The sequence below is a fragment of the Bradyrhizobium oligotrophicum S58 genome (genome assembly GCF_000344805.1).
GTDB classification, from domain to species: domain Bacteria; phylum Pseudomonadota; class Alphaproteobacteria; order Rhizobiales; family Xanthobacteraceae; genus Bradyrhizobium; species Bradyrhizobium oligotrophicum.
Genome location: NC_020453.1, coordinates 2,650,486 through 2,672,263, shown reverse-complemented (window position 1 = coordinate 2,672,263; position 21,778 = coordinate 2,650,486). Strand labels below are relative to the sequence as shown.

Sequence of the window (21,778 nt, the reverse complement as noted above, 5' to 3'; positions counted from 1 at the left end):
GAGGGTCAGTATGTCGCGTTTGTATTTGAGAAAGGACGAAGTCCGATCCGGTCATCAGGTCGGAAGCTGGCAGAGCGTCCTGTTTTCGGAATTCGAAGCTCAGATGAGCAGCGAAGCAAGACCCTTTCCGTGCGTGTTCGGCGTTTCAGGCTATCGCCACGATCAACTCCGTTACTTGTTTCTCGATCCCATCGACATCGACGTCCTGGGCAAGCAGCTTGCTTTGTTCGTCTCGGAGAGCCGCTCGCACGGACCCAACACCTCGCTCGTCCTGTTCACGCGCCCGCGGCCGGTTCAGACGCTCGACGCCTACTACAAGAAGTTCTGGCGGATCCTCGATCAGCTGGCGCGCATCGACAAGCAGCCATGGCCTGCCGAAATTCCGGAGACCGTCGATCATCCGATGTGGGAGTTCTCATTTGCCGGCGAACCGATCTTCGTCGTCTGCAGTACGCCTGCCCATGTGATGCGGCAGAGCCGGCGCTCGAGCGCGTTCATGCTCACCTTCCAGCCGCGCTGGGTATTCGAACGGATGCTCGGCACCGACGAGGCGGCCGCGAAGGCTTTCGGCGAGGTGCGCAAGCGGCTGCTCCCGTTCGACACAACGGAGCCCTCCCCCATGCTCGGACGCTACGGCAATCCGGAGGGTCGGGAGTTCAAGCAGTACTTCCTCTACGACGACAACCAGCCGCCGCCGGCCTGCCCGTTCCACCAGCTCGCCCAGGCCAAGCCATCGTCCATCGGAGATAAGGAGCAAGCCGCATGACCCAGATCATCGCTGGAACGAAGACCGACTTTGCGATCGATCCCGATATCCTCGCGCTGCTGCCGACCCAGGGCTGCATCGAATTGCAGCACGATGCCGCCGGCAAGGTTCACCACTTCCACACGCACCCGGTCGACGAAATCCTCGTCGTGATCAGGGGGCGGCTGACGTTCCGATGGGAAGGCGGCGAGCGCGTCTGCACCGCAGGCGACAAGATCCTGTTGCCGGCTGGGACGCTGCACGAGTCGGAAGCACTGGACGATGCAATTTACGCGATCGCGACGCGACCGCCCGCAACCATTGCATGCAATCAGGGGGAATGACGTCAGGACAGGGGGCGATCGGTTTCCGGATGGGACTCCGAGGTCAACCGTTCAACCATCTCGATCACTTCGATGCGCTGGCCCGGGGCCAGCTGCAGGAACGCCTTCAGTAGCCGAAGGCTTTCCACGGCTTCGCTCGATGGGGCTCCGAGCTTCGTGTGCAGCTCCGCGATGAATGTGGGATTCTTCATCTCGCACCTTTGGCAGGAAACAGTAATGCCAGTCCTTAGCAAACGTGAAGGCCTTGCACGCAAGGTAGATACTGCAGCAATTGAGGCTGAAAGTCTTGGTCTGACGACTGCGACCCTGATCCTCAGGATGGCCCGCCTGGAAATCGACCGCGCGGAACCCGATGAGGTTGAAAGTATGCCAGCGAACAACTCCTGCAGCAAGCCAAACTGACCAATCGGTCGATTTCGCCGGCATAATTTGAGCTTTCTGGCAGTTTCTGGCTGACGATACCAGTGAAAATGGTCGTTTACCGAACGAGACAGGGGAATTACGGCAGAGGTAAGCTTGTCCTCCATATTAGAGGTCTTCTATAGTTTCAGCGGGAGGACTACGGGGGTTGCGGATGCCGTTTCGGCTCCGTGTCCCACTCCCGCGACACAGCGGTTGCAGGAAGACCATGCGCACTTATTATTTCGATATGAAGGATGGCATTCCGACCAGGGACCGAACCGGACTGGAGTTTGCGACGTGTGCAGGGGCGATCGAGCACAGCCGGGATCTGGCCCGGCGGCTCAGGCATGATCCCCGCATTACCGACCGAAGGCTCTCCATCGTCGTTGTCGACGAATCCGGCGCGGAGATTCACCGCGAACCAGTTTACCCGGTTGCGGTGAAGGCTAGCCTGTCCTGATTTTTTCATAGGCGCGCCGGCAAGGACTGGCTGCTGACCATCTTTTCTACTTTTCGTAGAAGAAACGAAAAGCATCGCAATTTCTGCATGTGCCACATTCCCCCCTCCGGGACAATTTGAGGCGGGTCTCGACCTTCGCCTCCAAGGTCGCAGCGCCTAGTCGCGTACGTCAAACAACCAGGCCTCAGGCCGTCGCATCGTAAATTGCAGTCTCGTTGACCCGGCGAAAGCGATGGCTCGAGCCGACGTCTCACGACAGCCGTGAGCTCCTGACACGACGGCCTCCTCCGCTACGACACGCGCGTCGAGCACGGGCGACCAGCACTATTGCTGCTTTTCCCAGAACGAGAGCAGTCCCTGCGACGCCGAGCCCCCAATCACACAGGGGATGCCAACCGCGACCTGACCCAGCGCCGCGGCCGAGACGCAACCGAGGGCCAGGGCGCCCACACCGAGCTGGCCCCAGAAGTCCATGTTGCGCCGGGCATCGGAGCCTCTCGTCTTCAACTCCTCGACCGCGGCGACGGCATCCTTGCGCACGGCGCCGAGCTGCACCGTGTCGGCCGCCTCGACCACCTCCCTCAGCGGCTCCTTCACCGGCCCCGACTGCCGCGCCAGTTCGTCGCGCAGATAGTCACGCAGGCTGGCATCCCGCACCGAGTAGCTGGCGAGGGTGTAGCGCGCCATGCTGCCGATCGTCAGCTTGTCCACCGTGTCGCGGCTCTTCGACCACGGGAGCATCTGCACGATGCGCTGGATCGGCACGCGCGAGCCGGTCGCGAAGTAATAGCCCCAGAGAATGTCGAGCAGGTCCTGATGGGTCGCGTAGCTGATCCGCGTGTCCAGCTTGCGCTCCTCCTTCTTGAACGGGTTCTGAGTCAACGTGCCGCGCAGCTTGTCCATCATGCCTGGCTTGGCTTCCTCGAGCGGAATGTCCATCAAGGTCGGCTGGGCACCGCTGAGATAGCCATCGATCATCACGCGGCGGCCCGGCATCTTCGGCGCCACCTTGCGCATCAGGTTGCGCCAGTCCGGCAGGCCCGAATAGGCGATGGCCCGCACGATCACCCACTCCTCCTCGGGAGGCACGGGAAAGAAGCTGTTGACGAGCTGCTCCGCCTTGGCCGGATTGGAGCTGATCGCGCCCGCAATGAAACCGAGATAGATGCCGGAATTCTCCGGCTCCTTGAACGTCTGTGAGTGGAACAGCACCCGCACCGCGGCAGGCACATGGGCGTAGTCGGGCTTGGTGCGGTAGTTGTAGATCCAATTCTGGACGACGCCGAGCGACGCACCCGGGTCGATCTCGGGACCGACCGCGGCGGCAAGCGCTGATTGAACGAAGGTGCAGGCAATGAGGGCCAAGGCGATCGCGCGCATGATCTGCTCCCGACAAAACGTTCGCCGTGTCAGCATCCGCTGGCGCGTCGGATGACACGGTCGCCACCAAGCGTCTGAATCGACTCTGCGTCGATTCTGCGGCCATCATCGGTTCCCGGGTGCGCCGGCCTTCGCAGGCGTGATCGCGGGCCCGCCTGTCTCCACAGCCACGACATGATTTGGCCACGCGCCCGCTCTTGCATCGCGGCGATGACGAGCAGGCAGGAGCGCACATCATGACGGCCTGGAATTGGCGTCACCGTTGCTTCTCCGGATCGCAGGTTGCGACGCACGTGGCGATGCTGTGCGTTCTGGCGTCTCCGGCCATGGCGGCATCCACGGAAAGCCTTGCAATACAGGGCAATCGGCGGATCGATGCCGAGACCGTCCGGTCCTATTTCCACGCCGATGCCAACGGCCGTTACGACACCGCCGCACTCGACACCGGGCTGAAGGCCCTGGTGGCGACCGGACTTTTCGAGGACGTGAAAATCAGTCGCGGCGACGGACGGATCGTGGTGCGGCTTTCGGAAGCAAAGGTGCTCGACCGCGTCGCATTCGAAGGTAACAAGAAGGTGAAGGATGCCGACCTCACGAGCGCGGTGCTGTCCAAGCCGCGAGCGGGCCTGCAGCGTGCCACCGTGCAAGGCGACGTGGCTCGCATCCTTCAGGCCTATCATCGTGTCGGACGCGACGACGTTCGCGTCATCCCCGAAATTATCGACCGCGGCAACGACCGCGTCGACCTGGTCTTTACCATCACCGAAGGCAAGAAGACGCCGGTGAGAGCGATCAGCTTCGTCGGCAACAACGCCTATGGTGCGCGGCAATTGCGGGCCGTGATCAAGACCTCGGCTTCGAACGTGCTGAGCTTCGTAACGGGCGGCGACGCCTATGACGCCGACCGGGTCAATGAGGACCGCGAGCAGCTGCGGCAGTATTATCGCAACCACGGCTATGCCGACGCCGAAGTGACCAATGTCAGCGTCGATTTCGACCGCGCGACCAACGGCTTCAATGTGAGCTTCACGATCGAGGAAGGAGCGCTTTACCGGTTCGGCGCCATCGACATCTCCTGCAACGTGCAGGGCCTCGCCTGCGATCGCCTGCGCACGCTGCTGCTGGCGCAGCAGGGCGACACATTCGACGAGAGCAAGCTCGGCAAGACCTCGGAGGCGCTGACGGCCGAGCTGGGCAAGCTCGGCTTTCCGTTCGCGCAGGTCGAGCCGCGGATCAATCGCAACGCCCAGGCCCGTCTGGCCGAAATCACCTTCCAGATCGAGCAGGGACGGCGCAGCTATGTCGAGCGCATCGAGATCCACGGCAACACGCGGACGCGCGACGACGTGATCCGTCGGGAGTTCGATGTCGGCGAAGGCGATGCCTACAACAAGACGCTGATCGACCGCGCCGAACGGCGGCTGCGCAACCTCAACTACTTCAAGACGGTCAAGATCTCGACACGTCCAGGCTCGGCCGGGGATCGCGTGGTGCTGGACGTCGAGGCTATCGATCAGGCCACGGGCGACTTCAACGTCTCGGGGGGCTATTCATCAACGGACGGCCTGCTCGCCGAGGTCAAGATCGGCGACCGCAACGTGCTCGGGACCGGCAACACGGCGCAGGCCGCGTTCACCTCCGGCCAGTTCGCGCGCGGCGCCACGCTGTCTTTCACCTCGCCTTACGCGCTCGGCAGGACGACGCCGGGAGTCGAGCTGTTCGCGCGGCAAAGCATGGTCAGCACGTTCCAATCGTTCGGCAGCAACACCTATGGCGGCGCGCTCACCCTGGGCATGCCGGTGAGCGAGCAGACGGCCATGCTGTGGCGCTATTCGCTCTACGACCAGAAGGTCGTGCTCGCGCCCGGGATCTCGCCGGCCGCGGTGTCCGTCCCGGTCCGGCAGGCGGTTGCAGCAGGACGGCAGACGGTGTCCCAGATCGGCAATACCGTCACTTACAGCACCCTCGACAATACCAAGATGCCGACCAGCGGCATCCGCTCTCAGCTGAGCCAGGATCTCGCCGGCCTCGGCGGCGACGTCCGCTTCCTGCGAACCACTGCCGATGTCCGCTACTACCGATCCATCAACAGCGATCTCACCGGCATGGTCCGCGGCCAAGGCGGCTACATCACCGGCTGGGGCGGACAGCAGGCGCCGCTGCTCAACAGCTTTTTCGGCGGCCCGACGATGGTCCGTGGCTTCGCACCCGGCGGCTTTGGACCGCGCGATCTCACGCCGGGGTCGACGATGGACAATGTCGGCGGCAGTTTCTATTGGGCCACCACCGCGGAGTTGCAGAGCAACATTCCAGGATTGCCGCAGGAATACGGCTTGCGCGCTTCGGCCTTCGTCGACGCCGGCACGGTGTTTGGTTATCGGGGGCCGACCCAGAACGTCCAGGTCGCGAACAAGAACGTCCTGCGCTCCTCGGTCGGCGTCGGCATGACCTGGGCCTCGCCGTTCGGGCCGCTCACGGTGGACTACGCGGTGCCGATCAGCAAGGCGGCCTATGACGTCGTGCAGCCGCTGCGCTTCAGCGCCGGCGGCTTCTAATCCCGCACTCCAGCGCGATAAGGGCGGCGGCTGTCACCGTCGCCCTCTCACGCCGTCTCAGTACGGATAGTAGTAGTGGACGCGGGGTCCGTAATACGGGTGCCCGTAGTACGGATGAGCGTAATACGGCCGAGGTGCATAATAGACCCGCGGCGGTCCGTAATAGCCGGGTCCGGGGTAGTAGCCGGGCCCATAATAGTAGTCGTCGTCATGCTGATGCGCGGCGATCGCACCGAACGTCCCGATCATCGCGCCCATGATGGCAAGGCCGGCAGCCGGATTGCCCCTGTAGACGCGGCGATAGCGCCGGCGAGCGCTGAGATCGCTGACATCGCTGGACGCCTTCACGACCGCGTGCTTGCTCGCCGGGCTTGCCGCCCGTGCGAAAGCCGGCGCTGGCTCGCTTGCCGAGGCCAGCATTGCTGCGGCTGCAGCAAGTGCGATTTTTCCGCCGGCTGAACGGAACAGATATTGAACGCTGAACATGCCATCCCCCATCGCTGCTTTCGTCCTGAATAGAACAGGCCGCGCCGACCCCGCTTGACCTGCGTCAACGATACAGTCCGGCCGGACGAGTGCGGCATTGCCGAAGCTCGCATCATCCCGCTGGCCTCTTAGACGTCGGCCCGTGCAGCAGGGTTCAACCCGCATTGCGCCGACTTTATTTCCGAACCGGCTGACCGTTACGGGAAACCAATGCCTGCACGCCCGAGCACACTCACCATCATAGCCCACGTCGGACAGGATCTTTCATGGCTTCAGGACCAACACGCTCCATCTGCGCAACGCTCGCATTGCTGGCGATGTCGCCGTCGATGTCGTCGGCCGAGGACGGCAGGACATCGCTGTTCAAGGTCATCACCGTCAAGGACGAGATCGTCATCGGCCTGAGCAGTGCGGAGCTGGCCTCGATCGGCGGCAGCGATGCCAGCGCGGTTGCGCACGCTTTGGCGCAGAAGGGAGATCTCACGGTTTGGCAGTACAATGTCCACCGCGGACCGAATGGCGAGCTGCAGATGGCGCCGACGGCCAAGATCGGACTGCTGTCGCACGCTTCGCTGCGGGTCGAGCCCTACGGCACGACCTACACCGTCACACCACACCCCTGATCGGGCTGTTGGCCGGCCGGCGCTCGCGCCCATCGACGATGGCACGAGCGCTGGTCAGCCCCTCGCTAGGTCTCGACCGACCCGCTCGATCGCACAATAGAATGATACTGTCCTGCGGTTCGATCGGTGGAAAAGCCGTAGACCACCGCCAGCCGATCCAGGCATTCCTTGAAACGTCGCGCGAAATAGTCGTTCCAGCGCTGGCTGGCCAGCCCGCGCTTGTGACCGACCTGCTCCATCGTCAGGCCGTGCACCAGCACGTCATGCGTGATCGCCGCCCCGTCGGCGCCGAGCTCACGCTCAGCCCGGTTGAGCCGCAGCACCGCCTGTCGTTGTCCTTCCGTGACCGGCTCCCGCCCTCTTGCGCCGTCGACGTATTCGCGCGAGGGGTCGATCGCCTGCGGGCCACGCTCGGCCCGCTCCCAATCGTTCTGGAACGCGCGTCCGGCCCGGTACTGCGCGTCGTCGAGCTGCTTGTGCGCGTGCAGCCGTCCCAACGGATCGCTGCGAACGGATCGCAACGCAATGATCTTCTCGCCCGGCTCGAGCGCCAGCGGATCGTCGATCTCGACCGGGACGACGTCCGCGTTCCTCGGCAGATCGTGAGCGCGGCGGTCGTGGCTCTTGGGCATGCGATGGGGCTTGCTGCGTCTGGGGCGCGCCATGTCTCGTCTCCGGAAAATGGATGGGGATCAGATTGGGTCGTCTGCGCTGCGCGTCAGGCGGCGGCGACGAGTCGCAGGGTCAGCGGCCCGGCCGGCCGATCGGCGGCCGCCTCGGGCGGATTCCGCGTCAGGTGAAAATGCGGCGTGCAGTAGCAGGACCCGGGCTGGCGCGGATGGCCGCAAAAGGTGATGGGATCGTCGTCACGGTCGCCGCCATAGGGGTAGCGGCAATCATTGGCTTCGAGCCGGTCGAGCGGCAGCAACCGCGGGCTGATGCCGACGGACCGCAGCCTGACCGGGGCCGCCGGCTTCGGCGGAGGCGGCATGGCAGCCTGCCCGGCGCCGGACTCTCGGCGCCGCCGGCCCGTTCCGGCCACGGCAGACATCGGCCGGGGTTCGAACCGGGCGGCTTTCGGCGCGGCGGACGCCGCCAGCCCAAGCCGCTTGCCGCGGCCGAGCGTCGCATTTCGGGTATAGGCCGTGCCGAATTGCGCATTGAGGGCGCGCGCGATCTCGGCATAGGACAGCCCCTTAGCATGGAGCTCACGCAGGATCTGTGAATGGTGTTCGGGCCAATCGGTGGATTGCATTCTCGCCTCTTCGTGCTGGTCGGAGGGCGCCGGAAGCGCCGGTTCCGTCCGACGTCCATAATTTCTGATATTCCGAACGAAAAGTCAAGCTTGAGTTCTGATTATTCGAAACATATAATGACTTCCGAGATTCGCAAAAGAGGTCAAAGCCATGTTGGACGTCGCCATGATCGAGCGTGCACTCGAGAAGCCTGGAAAGACAAAAGGGGGGCTCGCCCGCGCCATGGGCGTGCGCCCCGGCGCCGTCTCCGAGATCCTCGGAGGCCAGCGCCTGATCAAGGCCGCCGAGATTCCGCTCATTACGGAGTATCTGGACCTGAATTCCGTTCCCGTGATGGGACGGGTCGGCGCCGGCTCGGTGATCGAGCCGGATTACGAGCAGGTGCCGGTCGAGGGCCTCGGCGAGGTCGCCCTGCCCTTCCCGATCTCCGAGGAGACGATCGCCTTCGAGGTCTCCGGTGATTCGATGCTGCCCAAATATGAGAACGGCGACGTGATCGTCGTCTACCGCGAGCAGCGCCACCCGCTGTCCAGCTTCTACGGCGAGGAAGCCATCGTGCGCCTCAAGACCGGCGAGCGCTACCTCAAGACGATCGAGCGCGGCAAATCGCCGTCCGTGGTCAATCTCAAGAGCTTCAACGCCAAGCCGATCGTCGGGGTCAAGCTGGAATGGATCGGGGAGATCTTCGTTACGCTGCCGCGCGGGCAGATCCAGCGGATCCGGGCCAAGGCGGCGGCCAAGTCGCGATCCCGCTCGTCCAAGTGACACGCTTTGGCAGGAAGCGGGGGGCGCCGCGGTGCCCTTTCTCGCCGATCGCCGCGCGCCGATGTCTTTCGCCTTGACAAATTCTGTTTTTCAGAACACTGTCCGGCGATGACATTCGGCCGGAGGCGAACTGGCACTGCATGCAATACTTCGTCGTGATGATCGACTACGGCCGCCGCGGACGTGAGGCCGTGGTCGATCCCGAAATGACCCGGCGCGATGTCGTCGCACGCATCGCGTCGGGCGAGTATGCCAACATCAGCTTCGTTCACGAGATCGTCGACCAGTCCGTCGCCGACGTCACGGCTGCCATCATGTCCGAGGCGAGCTTGCCCGAGATCGACGGACAGAATGCAGACCTGCAGGTCGCAGGGTTCGACCACCTGCGCGACCTGCGCAAGCACGAGCCGGCTTGACAGGACCTAGCGCGAACCGCCGTCGACGAGCCGCAGGTCGGCCAGCACGCACTGCGGGCCAATCTGCCATGATGCGACCAAACCGGATCAGACCAGAAGAACGGTGGACCCCGTCGTCTTGCGCGCCGCGAGATCGGCGTGAGCCCTGGCTGCCTCCTTGAGAGGATAGGTCTGGTTCACCTCGATCTTCACCGCGCCGGACTTGACGACGTCGAACAGCTCATTGGCCATCGCGACCAGACTCTCGCGTTTGGCCGCGTAGGTGAACAGCGTCGGGCGGGTCACGAACAACGAGCCTTTCTGCGCGAGCAGCCCGAGATTGAGCGGATCGACGCTCCCGGACGACTGGCCGAACAGCACGGCGTAGCCGAGCGGCGCCAGGCAATCGAGCGATTTGAGGAACGTGTCCTTGCCGACGGAATCATAGACCACAGGCACCTTCTTGCCGCCGGTGATCTCGCTGACGCGAGCCACGAAATCCTCACGCGTATAGACAATACTGTGCGCGCAGCCATGTGCCTTGGCCAGTTGCGCCTTGTCGTCGCTGGACACCGTGCCGATGACGGTGACGCCGAGATGCTTGGCCCACTGGCTGAGGATGAGGCCGACACCGCCGGCAGCTGCATGCAGCAGAATCGTCTCGCCGGCTTTCACGCGATAGGTCTGCCGGATCAGGTATTGCGCCGTGAGGCCCTTGAGCATCATCGCCGCGGCCGTCTTGTCGTCGATCTCATCCGGCAGCTTGAGCAGCTGCGCTGCGGGAATAAGCCGCGCCTCGGAATAGGCGCCGAGCGGTGACGAGCCGTAGGCGACGCGGTCACCGACCTTCAGGTCCGTTACCCCTTCGCCCAGTTCCTCGATCACGCCGGCGCCCTCGCTGCCCAATCCGCTTGGGAGCTGGACCGGATAGAGGCCCGATCGATTGTAGATGTCGAGGAAGTTGAGCCCAACGGCCGTTTGGCGGATGCGCGCCTCGCCCGGCCCGGGCTTGCCCACATTGATCTCCTCCCAGACGAGGACGTCGGGCCCGCCGGTTTTGTGAAAGCGAATGGCGTTCGTCATGGCTTGTATGTCCTCCCTGTTGGACGCCCAAGGCGGCACCGCCCTGCCTTGGGATTTCTGCCTGCATCGCAGCTTTGTCATGGGGCGACTGAGACCCGGATCTTTTGGTAGCCGCTCTCGCCGCCGCTTGGCAATCGCCTTCGACACCGCATGCCAGGCTTGGACCCGCCGTCAGGAACCACGCCACCGTTCCAGCGTTTTCGGGCGATACCGGAGATCAAACCCATGCCGCCCAAGAAACGCAGTGCGCTGATCAAGCCGGCGATCCTGATCGAGCTTGCCTGTCACACCTGCATGGGCACCGCCCTGGGGCTGGGCTTCGCCTTAGCTCTCACACAATTGGATGCGTTCGGTATCTCGCGCCTGATCGCCCACAGCCCGGATCCCCACATAACATTCATGATCTTCGTGGGTACGTTGACGTTGTCCTTTGCAGTCGGCTCGACGCTCACCGGCTTTGTCTTCACGATGATGGAGGAGAGATAGTTCAGGTAGGCTGTTGCGCTCCGCGCGCCGCCGGATACGTCAGGCGCTCCGCAAGAGCGGCTGCCGAGGACCGCCGTCCCTGTCATATGCGCGTCGCGCAAAAGATGCAGATGGACGGCAGGTTCGACCGGCGCGGAGATGACAGAATGGCCGGACTGCTTCGTACGACCGCCCCGCAGCTTCGGAAGGCGGACTTGCGACCGTGCCGTGTCACGCGTCGGAGCACGCCGCCATCATGAATGGCTGGCTCGCTTTGTTGGCCGCCGGTCTGCTCGAGATCATCTGGGCGCTGGGTCTGAAGCACTCTGATGGATTGACGCGCTTCTGGCCCAGCGTTGCAACCGCGATTGCGATCCTGCTCAGCTTCGCGATGATGTCGCTTGCGTTGCGCTCATTGCCGTTTGGCACCGCCTACGCGGTATGGACCGGGATCGGCGCCGCCGGGAGCATCGTCGCCGGCATGATCCTCTACAGCGAGCCGGCCGACCCGATGCGGTTGCTCTGCCTCACCTTGATCGTCGCCGGCATGATCGGGCTCAAGCTGAACTCGCCGGTGTGACGTCACCGACGACCTGGACCGCGACAGCTCGACAGTCCCGAAGACCACGAACGCCAGCACGAAAGGCAGCAGGTGATAGAGGGCGCGGAAGATCAGCAGCGCCGCGAGCAGCGGCTCCTGATCATCGCCGCCGAGCCCGAGCAGGATCGTCGCATCGAACAGTCCGATGCCAGCCGGAGCATGACTGGCAAATCCGAGCAGCGTCGCGGCAATGAAGACCGCCATCAGTCGCGTGAGGTCGATGTCGAGTTCTGCCGGGATCAGAACATACATCGCGAGCGCCGCCGCGCTGAGCTCGAACAGTCCGATCACGATCTGCAGCAGCACGGCCGGACCGGAGGGCAGCCGAACGGGCCACCGCCGGCTGCGACGCCCCGGCCAGCTCCAAAAGACGAAGGCGACCACGCCGCACAGCAGCGTCGCGGCGATCAGGCGGTTGAGCGTCGGCGGCCAGTATTCCAGCGAACCGAAAGCATCGGGGTCGATGATCAGGCTCAGGCCGAGCGCGGTCAGATTGCCGAGCCAGAACGTCAGGCCGGTGAGAAAGCTGATGTTGGCAATATCCATCGCGCCCAGCCTGTAAGGCGCATACATTCGATAACGGACCAGCGGTGAGATCAGCGCGACGGCACCGATGCCGTGCGCGATGGGATAGCTCGTGAAGCTGCCGAGCGCCGCCGCCCGATAGGGAATGTCGAGACGGCCCATCGTCCGTAGTGCGAAGAGGTCATAGAGCGTCAGGCTCGCATAAGAGAGCGCGACCAGCGCCATCGCGACGACGATCAAGTGCGCGTCGGTGGATTGCACGATCGCGAGGACGTGACCAAAATCCAGCTTCTTGATCGCACGGGTGAGGACATACGTCGCCACAGCTGCAATCGAAATGCTCAAGGCCAACCCGCCCAAGCCGCGCAGCCAGGTTCTGCGGTTCGACTGCTGCGGCGGATCGTCGTTCAGGTCAGCCATTCAACGCGTTTTCAAGTCAGTGATGCGCACCCGGCCGATTCGAGCAGGACGATGGCGCGCTGTGACACACCGATGTGACAGGGACGTTACCGTTCCTGCGCAGACCGTCTGCCTTAATATTTTCTTAACGTTACACGGCCGTTCACCGCAACCCACATAGCTGGCTGCATTGCTGCAGCGCGCACACGAGATCATTCAAATTTGAATTAAGCCCCGGCCGGTTCGGGCGTAATCAAAGTGAGCCGTATCACTACGGATGCATGAAGGTCGCATCTTCGTCACGCGGACTTCCTAAGACGAATGCGGGACGTCAACATTCGAGGCAGCATGAACGCGGAATTCGAACACGAGCTCACGCCGGACCAATGGGAGACGCTGAAGGCGCTCCGCATTCCCGCGCGTGAACGCCGCCGGCTGAACGGTGTGATCGTCGATCAGCTCGCTTCACTTGGACTCGCCGTCATCAACAACGAAGCTGCAGAGATCACCGCGGCGGGACGCAAGGTTCTGGTCAGAGGATCCTCACGCCTGCTCGACGTCGCGGCCTGATCATCAGGGAAGAACGTCCTCGACCTCGAGTCGAGGGCCGGCCTCACCACATCGATTTCCGCGCGCGCTCGGGCCACTCGCGGTCGTACTCTGCACCATCGATGTCGTTGGCCGTCATGGCCGCGAGGATCTGTCCCGGCGTCGGCAACTGCCGCGGATCGACCTGCTTGTCGGCGTTCCAGAGATCGGCACGGACGATGGCCCGCGCGCATTGGAAATAGATCTCCTGTACCGTCATCACCAGGACCGAGCGCGGCAGCTTGCCTTCCATCCGGAACGATTCCAGCAGATCGGGCGCCGTGGAGAGATGACCAATTCCGTTCACGCGCAACGTATTGCCTGATCCCGGAATCAGGAACAGGAGACCGATCCGTGGATCGCGCACAATGTTGCGCAATGAATCGACGCGATTGTTGCCGCGGCGATCCGGCATCATCAGTGTCTTCTCGTCATGAATTCGGACAAAACCCGGAAGATCGCCGCGCGGCGAGCAGTCGAGACCTTCGGGACCACAGGTCGCAAGCGCCACGAAGGGCGACTTCTCGATCATGATCCGGTAGTGCGGCGTCACGCGATCCGCGACTTTCGCCGTCGAGGTGATCCCCGTCTGGCCATAGATCGATTCGAGCTGCTCAATCGTGGTGATGATCGACATGGCTTCCTCCGGTTTCGATCGGTACCGCGTCGGCCGGTCCCTTGATCACATCCGCGAGCCTGTGACCGTGCGGCTCGGGATCGCCGACATTGACGATCGTGACATCCGCCGCCACAGCGTCCTCGCTCACTGCACGATGCAGCCGCTCGCCGATGTCGCCGTCGCTCGGCCGGTGCCGTTTGCCGAGCCGCTCGGCGAGAACGTCCGCCGGTGCGGTGATGGCGACGACGATGACGTGGGCGTAGTCACGTCGCGCCGCTGGAATGACCGTGCGCGAGACGTTCACGACCACGGTGCGGCCGGCCAGGATGTCATCCTTGATCGCCCGCGGCACGCCGTAGCCGTGCCCGTGAGCATCCCAATACAGGGCGAACTGACCGGCCTCAAGCGCCTCTCGAAATCCGACGGTGCTCATCTCGAGATTGTCTTCGAAGGCCGAAGCTTCGCGGGTGACGACCCGCCGCGGGAAAACGACGCGATCATCGTCGGCGCAATCACGGCGCGCCACATTGAGCAAGGTGTCCTTGCCGGCGCCGCTCGGCCCGACCACCAGGACCAGACGGCCCGGGCCGAGCTTCACGGAGCCGCTCACCGATGCTGCCGACGTCTCGCTCATGCCACCCGCAATCCTTCCCGCCAGACGCTGCGGACAACCGACAGCTGGCCTACGACATGCACGCGTATCAGGTCGGCGCGCTTGCCGACGGCGATTTCGCCGCGATCATGGAGCCCGACCGCGTCGGCGGGGGCCTTCGTGACCGTGCGCACCGCCGCGGCAAGATCGATGGAAGGCACCCGCTGCGGCAGTTGCAACGCGCCCATCAGCAGGCTCGACGGCACGTAGTCCGACGATAGAATGTCGAGCAGGCCCTCGCGCGCGAGGTCCACTGCGGCGATGTTGCCGGAGTGAGAGCCGCCGCGCACGACATTGGGAGCGCCCATCAGGATGCTGATGCCCGCCTGATGCAGGCCGCGCGCAGCTTCCATCGTGGTCGGAAACTCCGCCACCGCGATGCCGTCCTTGACCGCGTCCGCGACGTTCTCCTCGGTGGTGTCGTCATGGCTGGCCAACGGCACGTCATGGGTCTTTGCCAGCGCAACGATGTCACGCATGTTCGGCGCCGCATGAGCCTGCTGATAAGCGAAGCGCCGCGCGAACATGACGTCGAGCTCGGCATCGGTCTTGCCGCCGCTCTTGCCGCGATAATAGTCCCGGAGCTTGCCCTCGTCGCGAAACTGACGCTGCCCCGGCGTATGGTCCATGAGCGACATCAGCCGAACATCCGGCCGGCCGGCCAGCTGCCGCGCCTCTTCGACCACCGTCGGCATCGGCACCTCGCATCGCAGATGCAGGAAGTGATCGGACCGCAGCAGCCCTCCGTCGCGTGCCGTCGCGATCGCGTCTGCGAGCAAATTGGCCTGGCCGTCGACGCCCTCGGCGCCCTCCTCGCTCCACACGCGCAGCGAATCCAGCACGGTGGTGATGCCGGCGGTCGCGAGCTGCCCGTCATAGGAAATGACGGCGGCGACGGGATCCCAGTAGACCTTCGGACGCGGCACGAAATGGGCTTCGAGGTGATCCGTGTGCAACTCGACGAGCCCAGGCATCAGCAGGTCGCCGCCAGCGTCCAGGCCGCCGGCCGGCGCTGCCCCCTCGCCCAGTTCGATGATCCGGCCACCCGCGATCGCCACCCAGCCCTGCTCGATGACGCGGTCGGCGAGGACGAGCCTGGCATTGCCTATCACGGTATCGGACATGTTCGCGCTCATCTGCAATTCTCGCCTTCTATGCCGCCGCTGCGAATGTCGTCACGTCGACCGTACGATCGGCGATTTCCGCGCGGATCTCGTCATCATGTACGATCGCCAGCATTGCTGCGCCGTCCCTCTTCTTCGCTGCGATCAGCCCGACCACGACGGCACGGTTCGCCGCGTCCAGCGAGGCCGTCGGCTCGTCCAGCAGCAGGATCGGAACGTCCGAGATGAAGCCGCGCGCGATGTTGACCCGCTGCTGCTCGCCGCCGGAGAAGGTCGATGGCGGCAGCGACCACAGCCGCTCCGGAATGTTCAGGCGGCCGAGCAACGCGCCGGCCCGCGCGCGGGCGTCCTCGCGCGATACGCCCGCTGCAAGCAGCGGCTCGGCAACGACATCGAGCGCAGCCACGCGCGGCACGGCACGCAGGAACTGGCTGACATAACCGATGGTCTCCCGCCGCGCCGTGAGGACCGCACGCGGCTCGGCGCCGGCGAGGTTGATCATCTCGCCGTGATGGCGGACGTTGATGCGGCCGCCGTCACAACGATAGTTTCCGAAGATCATTTTCAGGATCGACGACTTGCCTGCGCCAGACGGCCCCGACAGCACGACGCATTCGCCGGCCTTGACCTGGAACGACACGCCGCGCACCACCGGCAGCGAGATGCCGCCCTGCAGATGCATGGTGAAGGTTTTTTCTGCATTCTCGATATCGATCATCACGGTCATTGCATCGGGCTCATGGCGGCAGGATCGAGGACACGAGGAGCTGTGTGTAGGGCTCGCGCGGATCGTCGAGCACCTGATCGGTGAGGCCGGTCTCGATCACCCGCCCCTCCTTCATGACCATCACACGATGAGACAACAGGCGCGCCACCGCAAGATCGTGCGTGACCACGATCGCTGCGAGACCGAGCTCGTTGACGAGGCTGCGCATCAGGTCGAGCAGGCGCGCCTGCACCGAGACGTCGAGGCCGCCGGTCGGCTCGTCCATGAACACCAGCCGCGGCTCCGTCACCAGATTGCGCGCGATCTGCAGCCGCTGCCGCATGCCGCCCGAATAAGTGCGCGGCGCGTCGTCGATGCGGGCAACGTCGATCTCGACCCGCTCGAGCCATGACGACGCAGTCTGCCGGATGCGGCCGTAATTATTCCAGCCGACGGCCATCAGCCGCTCGCCGACATTGGCACCGGCGGAGACCGCCATGCGCAGGCCTTGCGCCGGGTCCTGATGCACGTAGCCCCAGTCGGTCCGGAACAGGAAACGCCGCTCGGCCTCGCCGAGTGCAGCGAGATCGCGCAGCACGCCGTCACGCATCCGGTAGGACACGCGGCCCGCGCTCGGCGGAAGCTGCGCCGAGAGCATTTGCAGCAGCGTGGATTTTCCAGAGCCCGATTCGCCGACGATGGCGAGCACCTCGCCCGGATAGAGCACGAAGGAAACGTCGCGGCAGGCTGCGAGCTGGCCGTAGCTCTTGGCGAGACCCTCCGCGACCAGTAGCGGCTGATCGGATGCTCCGATGACCTCAGCCATGAGCGCCCTCCTTGTGCGGGGCGGCGTTCTCTATGCCGCGATGCCCGGCCGCCTGGCGGCCCTCGCAGTAATCCGTATCCGAGCAGACGAACATGCGGCTGCCCTTGTTGTCGGTCACGATCTCGTCGAGATAGGACTGCTCCGCACCACACAGCGCGCAGGGCGCATCGAACTTGTAGCGCGTGAACGGATGGTCCTCGAAATCCAGCGACACCACCGATGTGTAAGGCGGAATAGCATAGATCCGCTTCTCGCGTCCTGCTCCGAACAGCTGCAGCGCCGGACAATTGTCCATCTTCGGATTGTCGAATTTCGGCGTCGGCGACGGATCCATCACATAGCGCGCATTGACCTTGACGGGGTACGCGTAGGACGTCGCGATATGACCGAAGCGCGCGATGTCCTCATATAGCTTGACGTGCATCAGCCCGTATTCGGCCAGCGCATGCATGCGACGCGTCTCGGTCTCGCGCGGCTCGAGAAATCGCAGCGGCTCCGGGATCGGCACCTGATAGACCAGCACCTGCCCGTCATGCAACGCCGCCTCGGGAATGCGGTGGCGGGTCTGGATCACGCTCGCCGCGTCCGTCGATGTCGTGGTTGCGACGCCGGCCGTCTTGGCGAAAAACTTGCGGATCGAGATCGCGTTGGTGGTGTCGTCGGAGCCCTGGTCGATCACCTTGAGCACGTCGTCCGGGCCGAGAATTGCCGCCGTGACCTGCACACCACCGGTGCCCCAGCCATAAGGCATCGGCATCTCGCGGCTCGCAAACGGCACCTGATAGCCGGGAATGGCGATCGCCTTGAGAATCGCGCGGCGGATCATCCGCTTGGTCTGCTCGTCGAGATAGGCGAAGTTATAAGTCGGCGCGTTCATTCCGCGGCCTCCTTCAACACCGGAGCAGCATTTGCGTCCGCGAACTCCTGGCGCAGCTTGCGCAGCAGGCCGAGCTCGGACTGGAAGTCGACATAGTGAGGCAGCTTCAGATGCTCGACGAAGCCGGTCGCCTGCACATTGTCGGAGTGCGACATCACGAACTCCTCGTCCTGCGCCGGCGCAATCACGTCCTCCCCGAGCTCGCGGGCGCGCAAGGCGCGATCGACCAGCGCCATCGACATCGTCTTGCGCTCGCTCTGTCCGAAGGCGAGACCATAGCCGCGGGTGAAGCATGGCGGCTCGGTCGCCGAGCCCTTGAACTGATTGACCATCTGGCACTCGGTCAGCTCGACCGATCCGAGCGGCACAGCGAACCCGATCTCTTCGGCGAAGAATTCGACCTCGACCTCACCGAAGCGAATCTCGCCGGCGAACGGGTGGTTTCGCCCGTAGCCGCGCTGGGTCGAATAACCCAACGCCAGCAGAAAGCCCTCATCACCACGCGCGAGATTCTGCAGCCGCAGATCACGGTCGGCAGGAAAGCTCAGCGGATCGCGCGTGAGGTCGCCGACCGGCGCCCCGACCGCGGCGTCTGGAGATGGCTCGATCAGCCCATCCTGCCCGAGAATGTCGGTGACGCGCGGCATCGGCACTTCGGACGCTGACGCGAGCACGGGAGCGGCGGGATCCGCTGCTTCCGCCAGCGCTGGATCGAGCAGCCGGTGCGTGTAGTCGAAGGTCGGCCCCAGCACCTGTCCGCCCGGAATATCCTTGAAGGTCGACGAAACGCGCCGCTGCACGCGCATCTCACCGGTGTCGACCGGCTCGGTTGTTCCAAAGCGCGGCAGCGTTGCACGGAAGGCCCGTACCAGAAAGATCGCTTCGATGAGATCGCCGCGCGCCTGCTTGATCGCCAGCGCGGCAAGCTCGCGGTCATACAACGAGCCCTCGCTCATGACGCGATCGACCGCGAGCCCGAGCTGCTCGGAGATCTGTGAAAGCGACAGCTCCGGAACCTTCCGATCACCGCGGCGCTCATGCGCAAGCAGCCGGTGTGCATTCTCGATGGCGCGTTCGCCACCCTTCACGGCAACGTACATGCGTCAAACTCCTGCGGATGCCAGTCGCGTCGTGCGCGGGATCGCCACCAGCGAACGATCGTCGACCAGAATCACATCGATGCCGCGCGGAAACAGAGCTTCATTGATAGACAGCCGCGCGAACAGGTCGTTGGGCTCGAGCGTGGCCGTCAGCGACGTCGTCCCATCGATCCCGGGACCACGCAGACGAAACGTTTGCCCCTCGGACAGGCTCGGCACCTGCAGGATCAGCGTCGTCGACCGGTCGGGGTATTCAGGCGTCCCCAGCGCGAACGACGCCAGATCCGGCAGCATGGCCGGCGCAGCCACCAGGGCAAAACTCGCGAGCTCGGGCCGCATGACGACCGGCGCGCCGGTGTGAAACTTCAGCCACGCGCTGACCTCAGGGACACCCACAAAGGCCGGATCGAGCCAGACCGGCGTATCCTGGTCCAACAAGGTCAGCGCGATCGCCGCGACGCCCGCCATCATCGACGGCGGCCGGCCAACTTCATCATTGGCCGGCATCACCTGCCCCGGCCGCGCCATCGCTTCCATCACAGTGCGGAAGGTCGACTGCGCCGACAGGACCTTGTCGGCAAATCCAGGCTGCAGCTCGGTCGTTGCCACCGTCATCAGCCTTCTCCCCGCACCATCGTGTAGAAATCGACCCGCGTGGCTGCAGCTTCCGCCGCGCTCCGATCATGGTCGGCCTGCATCTGGGCCCGCAGCGGCGCAACGACCTTGGTCTCGATGACAGCGGCATGATCGGGCGACTGCAGCAAGGCGTCGCACAGCGCGACCAGGCGCGCCTTGTCGCCGTCCCGCCCGAGAACATAGCCAAATCCGACCTGACCGCCCTGCAGACGAACCGCGGCGCGGGACACGGTCGCCTCACCGAGATTGAACGGCGCACCGTCACCACCGATCCGGCCACGCACCATCACGAGACCGCTCTCGGGCGCACGCAGATCCTGGTGAGGCGGCAGCGACAGTTCGGCCATCAGCACCCCAATCTCGGCGGCCGGAACATGCGACAACACCCGCATCGCGCCCCGCCGCTTCTCCTGCAACCCCGTTCCGCCGCTCATCGCCATCTCTCGATCTTGCCCGGCTCAAGTTGTCTATGATACTAGACAACTTGATAAGAGAGCGCCATGACTGTTTGATGACATGGACGTGATGTTCACAATCGGACGCGGAGTGCCGCGATGAGCATGCAGGACGCCGGCTCGGGCGTGGCGCTGTGGCGGCGGGTGGCCGACGGCATCGAGCGCGACATCGCCGACGGCCGCTTCGCCGCCGGAACGCGGCTGCCCGGCGAAACCGAGATCGCGGAGACCTACCGGGTCAACCGCCACACCGTGCGGCGCGCTCTGGCGACGCTGGCCGAACGCGGCCTCGTGCGTGCCGAGCGCGGCAGCGGCACCTATGTCGAAGCGCCGCGGCTTTCCTATCCGCTGCGATCGCGGACGAGATTCTCCGAGATCGTGGGCGCCGGCGGCCGCGAGCCTCGTGGGCAGCTAATCGCCGCATCCGAGGAGCCCGCGACGCGCGAGCTTGCGCGCGCGCTCGGATTGAAGACGGGCGCGCCGCTGGCGCGAATCGAGGCGCTGCGCTTCGCCGACAAGACCCCGATCTGCGTCAGCACATCCTGGCTGTCAGCCGAGCGGTTTCCAGATGCAGGGCGCATCTTCGCCGCGGCCCGATCAATGACGGCGCTGCTCGCGCATTACGGCATTCGCGACTATCGCCGCGGCGGGACGCGGATCACGGCGGCCATCGCCGATGCAAGCGACGCCGCCCGGCTCGAGCTTTCGCTCGGCCGCCCGGTGCTGGTGGTCGACAGCACCGACATCGATGCCGAGGGCATGCCGCTGATCACGAAGCGCTCGCGCTTCGCCGCAGAGCGCGTCACCTTCGAGGTGGAGGGTTGATCGGCGTCCGGCTGCCGGAATCAGCTCACCGGGACGAAGGATCAGTCGATGAGCGTGCCGTCGGGATTGAAGAAGGGATGCGGTCCCTCGAACGCGCCGATCGGCACCTGATGGGTGACGACCGTTCCGAATCCGGAACCTGGAAACCACGCATGGAGATGGAAGGCCGGCGGCTCGATCTTGAAGGATGGCGGCCGAAGCATCGCCAGATCGAGATCGACGGCGTGATTCGGCGCCGGACAGATCGTGCACGGTACCCCGGCAAATCGGGTCAGCGCGGCGCGGTGCACGTGGCTGCATCCGATCAGTTGGACCCGCGGATGACGCGCGACGATGGTCGCGAGATCATCGGCATTGCGCAGGTTCTGCCGGTCCATGTGCCAGATGCCGGCGGCGAATGGCGGATGATGCAGGAACAGCAGCGCTGGCCGATCCGCAGCAGTGGACAGCGTGGCGTCGAGCCAGTCGAGGCTCTGCGCATCGAGCTCGCCATGGGGATGGCCGGGCACGCTGGAATCCAGCAGCAGCAGATCGAGACCGGCGAGTTGCACGTGACGGTTCAGCGGACCGGATGGCGCGGCATAAGGATGGTCCGGGAATGCGGTCCGCATCAGCTCGCGTGAATCGTGATTGCCGGGAACGGCGACGAACGGAAGCCTGAGCTCGGCCAGCACGGCCTTGAGATGCTCATATTCGGCGGCCGTGGGCGTGTCGGCGAGGTCGCCCGAGATCACCACGAGATCGATCGTCGGCGAGAAGCTGTTGAGCTCCGCGATGCAGCGGGCAAGGGCTTGCGCCGTATCGACCCGGCGATAGGCGAGACGCCCGGGCACCTTGATGTGCAGGTCCGATATCTGAGCGATGGTGATCGGGCTCGTCGTCATGG

General features: G+C 64.4%; 27 protein-coding genes. 11 read left to right on the top strand and 16 right to left on the bottom strand.

Annotation, left to right across the window (positions count from 1 at the left end):
- The first annotated feature begins 103 nt into the window (after positions 1 to 103).
- Positions 104 to 766, top strand: coding sequence for a YqcI/YcgG family protein (locus S58_RS11615; RefSeq protein ID WP_244440744.1), 663 nt, complete (start codon positions 104 to 106; stop codon positions 764 to 766).
- The gene (locus S58_RS11610) at positions 763 to 1,089 is read left to right on the top strand and encodes a cupin domain-containing protein (protein WP_015665495.1); all 327 of its coding nucleotides are present in this window, start codon (positions 763 to 765) and stop codon (positions 1,087 to 1,089) included. The genes S58_RS11615 and S58_RS11610 overlap by 4 nt, the downstream gene beginning before the upstream one ends.
- 2 nt (positions 1,090 to 1,091) lie before the next feature.
- Here the strand turns inward: S58_RS11610 and S58_RS11605 are convergent, their stop codons facing one another.
- Positions 1,092 to 1,280 carry a hypothetical protein gene (locus S58_RS11605; RefSeq protein WP_015665494.1) on the bottom strand — a complete coding sequence of 63 codons (189 nt, stop codon included), beginning with the start codon at positions 1,278 to 1,280 and terminating at the stop codon, positions 1,092 to 1,094.
- 437 nt (positions 1,281 to 1,717) lie between these two features.
- Here S58_RS11605 and S58_RS11600 point away from each other — a divergent pair, with 437 nt between their 5' ends.
- Positions 1,718 to 1,951 carry a DUF6894 family protein gene (locus tag S58_RS11600; RefSeq protein WP_015665492.1) on the top strand — a complete coding sequence of 78 codons (234 nt, stop codon included), beginning with the start codon at positions 1,718 to 1,720 and terminating at the stop codon, positions 1,949 to 1,951.
- Positions 1,952 to 2,275: 324 nt separating this feature from the next.
- Here S58_RS11600 and S58_RS11595 read toward each other — a convergent pair whose 3' ends face one another.
- Positions 2,276 to 3,331 (bottom strand): hypothetical protein, encoded by a 1,056-nt coding sequence (locus S58_RS11595; RefSeq protein WP_015665491.1) that lies wholly within the window; start codon positions 3,329 to 3,331, stop codon positions 2,276 to 2,278.
- Positions 3,332 to 3,567: 236 nt separating this feature from the next.
- On the opposite strand from S58_RS11595, the gene bamA reads away from it, so the two are divergent.
- A complete protein-coding gene (bamA, locus tag S58_RS11590) occupies positions 3,568 to 5,886 on the top strand; it encodes an outer membrane protein assembly factor BamA (RefSeq protein ID WP_015665490.1) in 2,319 nt (772 codons plus the stop codon).
- 57 nt (positions 5,887 to 5,943) lie between these two features.
- Here bamA and S58_RS11585 read toward each other — a convergent pair whose 3' ends face one another.
- Positions 5,944 to 6,372: a hypothetical protein gene (locus S58_RS11585; protein WP_042339251.1), complete on the bottom strand. Its 429-nt coding sequence runs from the start codon at positions 6,370 to 6,372 to the stop codon at positions 5,944 to 5,946.
- Between the two features lie 266 nt (positions 6,373 to 6,638).
- On the opposite strand from S58_RS11585, the gene S58_RS11580 reads away from it, so the two are divergent.
- Complete coding sequence (locus S58_RS11580) at positions 6,639 to 6,995, top strand: hypothetical protein (RefSeq protein ID WP_042339248.1); 357 nt, start codon at positions 6,639 to 6,641, stop codon at positions 6,993 to 6,995.
- Between the two features lie 65 nt (positions 6,996 to 7,060).
- On the opposite strand, the gene S58_RS11575 is transcribed toward S58_RS11580, so the two are convergent.
- Both S58_RS11575 and S58_RS11570 read right to left on the bottom strand, forming a co-directional pair.
- The gene (locus S58_RS11575; RefSeq protein WP_015665487.1) at positions 7,061 to 7,660 is read right to left on the bottom strand and encodes a DUF6456 domain-containing protein; all 600 of its coding nucleotides are present in this window, start codon (positions 7,658 to 7,660) and stop codon (positions 7,061 to 7,063) included.
- 53 nt (positions 7,661 to 7,713) lie between these two features.
- On the bottom strand, positions 7,714 to 8,250 hold the full coding sequence (locus S58_RS11570; RefSeq protein ID WP_015665486.1) for a GcrA family cell cycle regulator: 537 nt from the start codon (positions 8,248 to 8,250) through the stop codon (positions 7,714 to 7,716).
- Between the two features lie 151 nt (positions 8,251 to 8,401).
- On the opposite strand from S58_RS11570, the gene S58_RS11565 reads away from it, so the two are divergent.
- Together S58_RS11565 and S58_RS11560 are read left to right on the top strand one after the other, a co-directional pair.
- Entirely contained in the window at positions 8,402 to 9,016 is a 615-nt protein-coding gene (locus S58_RS11565) for a LexA family transcriptional regulator (protein ID WP_015665485.1), read from the top strand.
- Positions 9,017 to 9,156: 140 nt separating this feature from the next.
- Positions 9,157 to 9,432 carry a hypothetical protein gene (locus tag S58_RS11560; RefSeq protein WP_015665484.1) on the top strand — a complete coding sequence of 92 codons (276 nt, stop codon included), beginning with the start codon at positions 9,157 to 9,159 and terminating at the stop codon, positions 9,430 to 9,432.
- A gap of 87 nt (positions 9,433 to 9,519) precedes the next feature.
- On the opposite strand, the gene S58_RS11555 is transcribed toward S58_RS11560, so the two are convergent.
- The gene (locus S58_RS11555) at positions 9,520 to 10,494 is read right to left on the bottom strand and encodes a quinone oxidoreductase family protein (RefSeq protein WP_015665483.1); all 975 of its coding nucleotides are present in this window, start codon (positions 10,492 to 10,494) and stop codon (positions 9,520 to 9,522) included.
- A gap of 225 nt (positions 10,495 to 10,719) precedes the next feature.
- Between S58_RS11555 and S58_RS11550 the strand changes: the two genes are divergently transcribed.
- The 3 genes from S58_RS11550 to S58_RS11535 all read left to right on the top strand — a co-directional run bounded on the left by S58_RS11550 (position 10,720) and on the right by S58_RS11535 (position 13,054).
- The gene (locus tag S58_RS11550; RefSeq protein WP_015665482.1) at positions 10,720 to 10,980 is read left to right on the top strand and encodes a hypothetical protein; all 261 of its coding nucleotides are present in this window, start codon (positions 10,720 to 10,722) and stop codon (positions 10,978 to 10,980) included.
- Between the two features lie 235 nt (positions 10,981 to 11,215).
- Positions 11,216 to 11,539 carry a DMT family transporter gene (locus S58_RS36350; RefSeq protein WP_173424455.1) on the top strand — a complete coding sequence of 108 codons (324 nt, stop codon included), beginning with the start codon at positions 11,216 to 11,218 and terminating at the stop codon, positions 11,537 to 11,539.
- Between the two features lie 1,293 nt (positions 11,540 to 12,832).
- Positions 12,833 to 13,054 carry a hypothetical protein gene (locus S58_RS11535; RefSeq protein WP_042339245.1) on the top strand — a complete coding sequence of 74 codons (222 nt, stop codon included), beginning with the start codon at positions 12,833 to 12,835 and terminating at the stop codon, positions 13,052 to 13,054.
- A gap of 43 nt (positions 13,055 to 13,097) precedes the next feature.
- Here S58_RS11535 and S58_RS11530 read toward each other — a convergent pair whose 3' ends face one another.
- From S58_RS11530 to phnG, 9 genes are read right to left on the bottom strand one after another with little or no spacing between them, the layout of a single operon-like run.
- The gene (locus S58_RS11530; protein WP_015665478.1) at positions 13,098 to 13,709 is read right to left on the bottom strand and encodes a pyridoxamine 5'-phosphate oxidase family protein; all 612 of its coding nucleotides are present in this window, start codon (positions 13,707 to 13,709) and stop codon (positions 13,098 to 13,100) included.
- The gene (gene phnN, locus S58_RS11525; protein WP_015665477.1) at positions 13,687 to 14,325 is read right to left on the bottom strand and encodes a phosphonate metabolism protein/1,5-bisphosphokinase (PRPP-forming) PhnN; all 639 of its coding nucleotides are present in this window, start codon (positions 14,323 to 14,325) and stop codon (positions 13,687 to 13,689) included. The genes S58_RS11530 and phnN overlap by 23 nt, the downstream gene beginning before the upstream one ends.
- A complete protein-coding gene (locus tag S58_RS11520) occupies positions 14,322 to 15,479 on the bottom strand; it encodes an alpha-D-ribose 1-methylphosphonate 5-triphosphate diphosphatase (protein WP_042339243.1) in 1,158 nt (385 codons plus the stop codon). The genes phnN and S58_RS11520 overlap by 4 nt, the downstream gene beginning before the upstream one ends.
- A 16-nt stretch (positions 15,480 to 15,495) precedes the next feature.
- Positions 15,496 to 16,194, bottom strand: coding sequence for a phosphonate C-P lyase system protein PhnL (gene phnL / locus S58_RS11515; RefSeq protein ID WP_015665475.1), 699 nt, complete (start codon positions 16,192 to 16,194; stop codon positions 15,496 to 15,498).
- Positions 16,195 to 16,204: 10 nt separating this feature from the next.
- A complete protein-coding gene (gene phnK, locus S58_RS11510) occupies positions 16,205 to 16,999 on the bottom strand; it encodes a phosphonate C-P lyase system protein PhnK (RefSeq protein WP_015665474.1) in 795 nt (264 codons plus the stop codon).
- Positions 16,992 to 17,876, bottom strand: coding sequence for an alpha-D-ribose 1-methylphosphonate 5-phosphate C-P-lyase PhnJ (locus tag S58_RS11505; protein WP_015665473.1), 885 nt, complete (start codon positions 17,874 to 17,876; stop codon positions 16,992 to 16,994). The genes phnK and S58_RS11505 overlap by 8 nt, the downstream gene beginning before the upstream one ends.
- Positions 17,873 to 18,976, bottom strand: a complete 1,104-nt coding sequence (locus S58_RS11500; RefSeq protein WP_015665472.1) for a carbon-phosphorus lyase complex subunit PhnI — start codon at positions 18,974 to 18,976, stop codon at positions 17,873 to 17,875. Before S58_RS11500 ends, S58_RS11505 begins: the two co-directional genes overlap by 4 nt.
- 3 nt (positions 18,977 to 18,979) lie before the next feature.
- Positions 18,980 to 19,591, bottom strand: a complete 612-nt coding sequence (phnH, locus tag S58_RS11495; protein WP_015665471.1) for a phosphonate C-P lyase system protein PhnH — start codon at positions 19,589 to 19,591, stop codon at positions 18,980 to 18,982.
- Entirely contained in the window at positions 19,591 to 20,046 is a 456-nt protein-coding gene (gene phnG, locus S58_RS11490) for a phosphonate C-P lyase system protein PhnG (protein ID WP_042340701.1), read from the bottom strand. Before phnG ends, phnH begins: the two co-directional genes overlap by 1 nt.
- A 120-nt stretch (positions 20,047 to 20,166) precedes the next feature.
- Between phnG and phnF the strand changes: the two genes are divergently transcribed.
- Complete coding sequence (gene phnF, locus S58_RS11485) at positions 20,167 to 20,892, top strand: phosphonate metabolism transcriptional regulator PhnF (protein WP_015665469.1); 726 nt, start codon at positions 20,167 to 20,169, stop codon at positions 20,890 to 20,892.
- Between the two features lie 41 nt (positions 20,893 to 20,933).
- Here phnF and S58_RS11480 read toward each other — a convergent pair whose 3' ends face one another.
- Positions 20,934 to 21,776, bottom strand: coding sequence for a phosphodiesterase (locus S58_RS11480; RefSeq protein ID WP_015665468.1), 843 nt, complete (start codon positions 21,774 to 21,776; stop codon positions 20,934 to 20,936).
- Positions 21,777 to 21,778 lie beyond the last annotated feature (2 nt).

Bases quoted from the DNA above. Each gene is read 5' to 3' on its own strand.
- S58_RS11615 (WP_244440744.1), top strand. From the start codon at position 104: ATGAGCAGCGAAGCAAGACCCTTTCCGTGCGTGTTCGGCGTTTCAGGC.
- S58_RS11610 (WP_015665495.1), top strand. From the start codon at position 763: ATGACCCAGATCATCGCTGGAACGAAGACCGACTTTGCGATCGATCCC.
- S58_RS11605 (WP_015665494.1), bottom strand. From the start codon at position 1,280: ATGAAGAATCCCACATTCATCGCGGAGCTGCACACGAAGCTCGGAGCC.
- S58_RS11600 (WP_015665492.1), top strand. From the start codon at position 1,718: ATGCGCACTTATTATTTCGATATGAAGGATGGCATTCCGACCAGGGAC.
- S58_RS11595 (WP_015665491.1), bottom strand. From the start codon at position 3,331: ATGCGCGCGATCGCCTTGGCCCTCATTGCCTGCACCTTCGTTCAATCA.
- bamA (WP_015665490.1), top strand. From the start codon at position 3,568: ATGACGGCCTGGAATTGGCGTCACCGTTGCTTCTCCGGATCGCAGGTT.
- S58_RS11585 (WP_042339251.1), bottom strand. From the start codon at position 6,372: ATGTTCAGCGTTCAATATCTGTTCCGTTCAGCCGGCGGAAAAATCGCA.
- S58_RS11580 (WP_042339248.1), top strand. From the start codon at position 6,639: ATGGCTTCAGGACCAACACGCTCCATCTGCGCAACGCTCGCATTGCTG.
- S58_RS11575 (WP_015665487.1), bottom strand. From the start codon at position 7,660: ATGGCGCGCCCCAGACGCAGCAAGCCCCATCGCATGCCCAAGAGCCAC.
- S58_RS11570 (WP_015665486.1), bottom strand. From the start codon at position 8,250: ATGCAATCCACCGATTGGCCCGAACACCATTCACAGATCCTGCGTGAG.
- S58_RS11565 (WP_015665485.1), top strand. From the start codon at position 8,402: ATGTTGGACGTCGCCATGATCGAGCGTGCACTCGAGAAGCCTGGAAAG.
- S58_RS11560 (WP_015665484.1), top strand. From the start codon at position 9,157: ATGCAATACTTCGTCGTGATGATCGACTACGGCCGCCGCGGACGTGAG.
- S58_RS11555 (WP_015665483.1), bottom strand. From the start codon at position 10,494: ATGACGAACGCCATTCGCTTTCACAAAACCGGCGGGCCCGACGTCCTC.
- S58_RS11550 (WP_015665482.1), top strand. From the start codon at position 10,720: ATGCCGCCCAAGAAACGCAGTGCGCTGATCAAGCCGGCGATCCTGATC.
- S58_RS36350 (WP_173424455.1), top strand. From the start codon at position 11,216: ATGAATGGCTGGCTCGCTTTGTTGGCCGCCGGTCTGCTCGAGATCATC.
- S58_RS11535 (WP_042339245.1), top strand. From the start codon at position 12,833: ATGAACGCGGAATTCGAACACGAGCTCACGCCGGACCAATGGGAGACG.
- S58_RS11530 (WP_015665478.1), bottom strand. From the start codon at position 13,709: ATGTCGATCATCACCACGATTGAGCAGCTCGAATCGATCTATGGCCAG.
- phnN (WP_015665477.1), bottom strand. From the start codon at position 14,325: ATGAGCGAGACGTCGGCAGCATCGGTGAGCGGCTCCGTGAAGCTCGGC.
- S58_RS11520 (WP_042339243.1), bottom strand. From the start codon at position 15,479: ATGAGCGCGAACATGTCCGATACCGTGATAGGCAATGCCAGGCTCGTC.
- phnL (WP_015665475.1), bottom strand. From the start codon at position 16,194: ATGACCGTGATGATCGATATCGAGAATGCAGAAAAAACCTTCACCATG.
- phnK (WP_015665474.1), bottom strand. From the start codon at position 16,999: ATGGCTGAGGTCATCGGAGCATCCGATCAGCCGCTACTGGTCGCGGAG.
- S58_RS11505 (WP_015665473.1), bottom strand. From the start codon at position 17,876: ATGAACGCGCCGACTTATAACTTCGCCTATCTCGACGAGCAGACCAAG.
- S58_RS11500 (WP_015665472.1), bottom strand. From the start codon at position 18,976: ATGTACGTTGCCGTGAAGGGTGGCGAACGCGCCATCGAGAATGCACAC.
- phnH (WP_015665471.1), bottom strand. From the start codon at position 19,591: ATGACGGTGGCAACGACCGAGCTGCAGCCTGGATTTGCCGACAAGGTC.
- phnG (WP_042340701.1), bottom strand. From the start codon at position 20,046: ATGAGCGGCGGAACGGGGTTGCAGGAGAAGCGGCGGGGCGCGATGCGG.
- phnF (WP_015665469.1), top strand. From the start codon at position 20,167: ATGAGCATGCAGGACGCCGGCTCGGGCGTGGCGCTGTGGCGGCGGGTG.
- S58_RS11480 (WP_015665468.1), bottom strand. From the start codon at position 21,776: ATGACGACGAGCCCGATCACCATCGCTCAGATATCGGACCTGCACATC.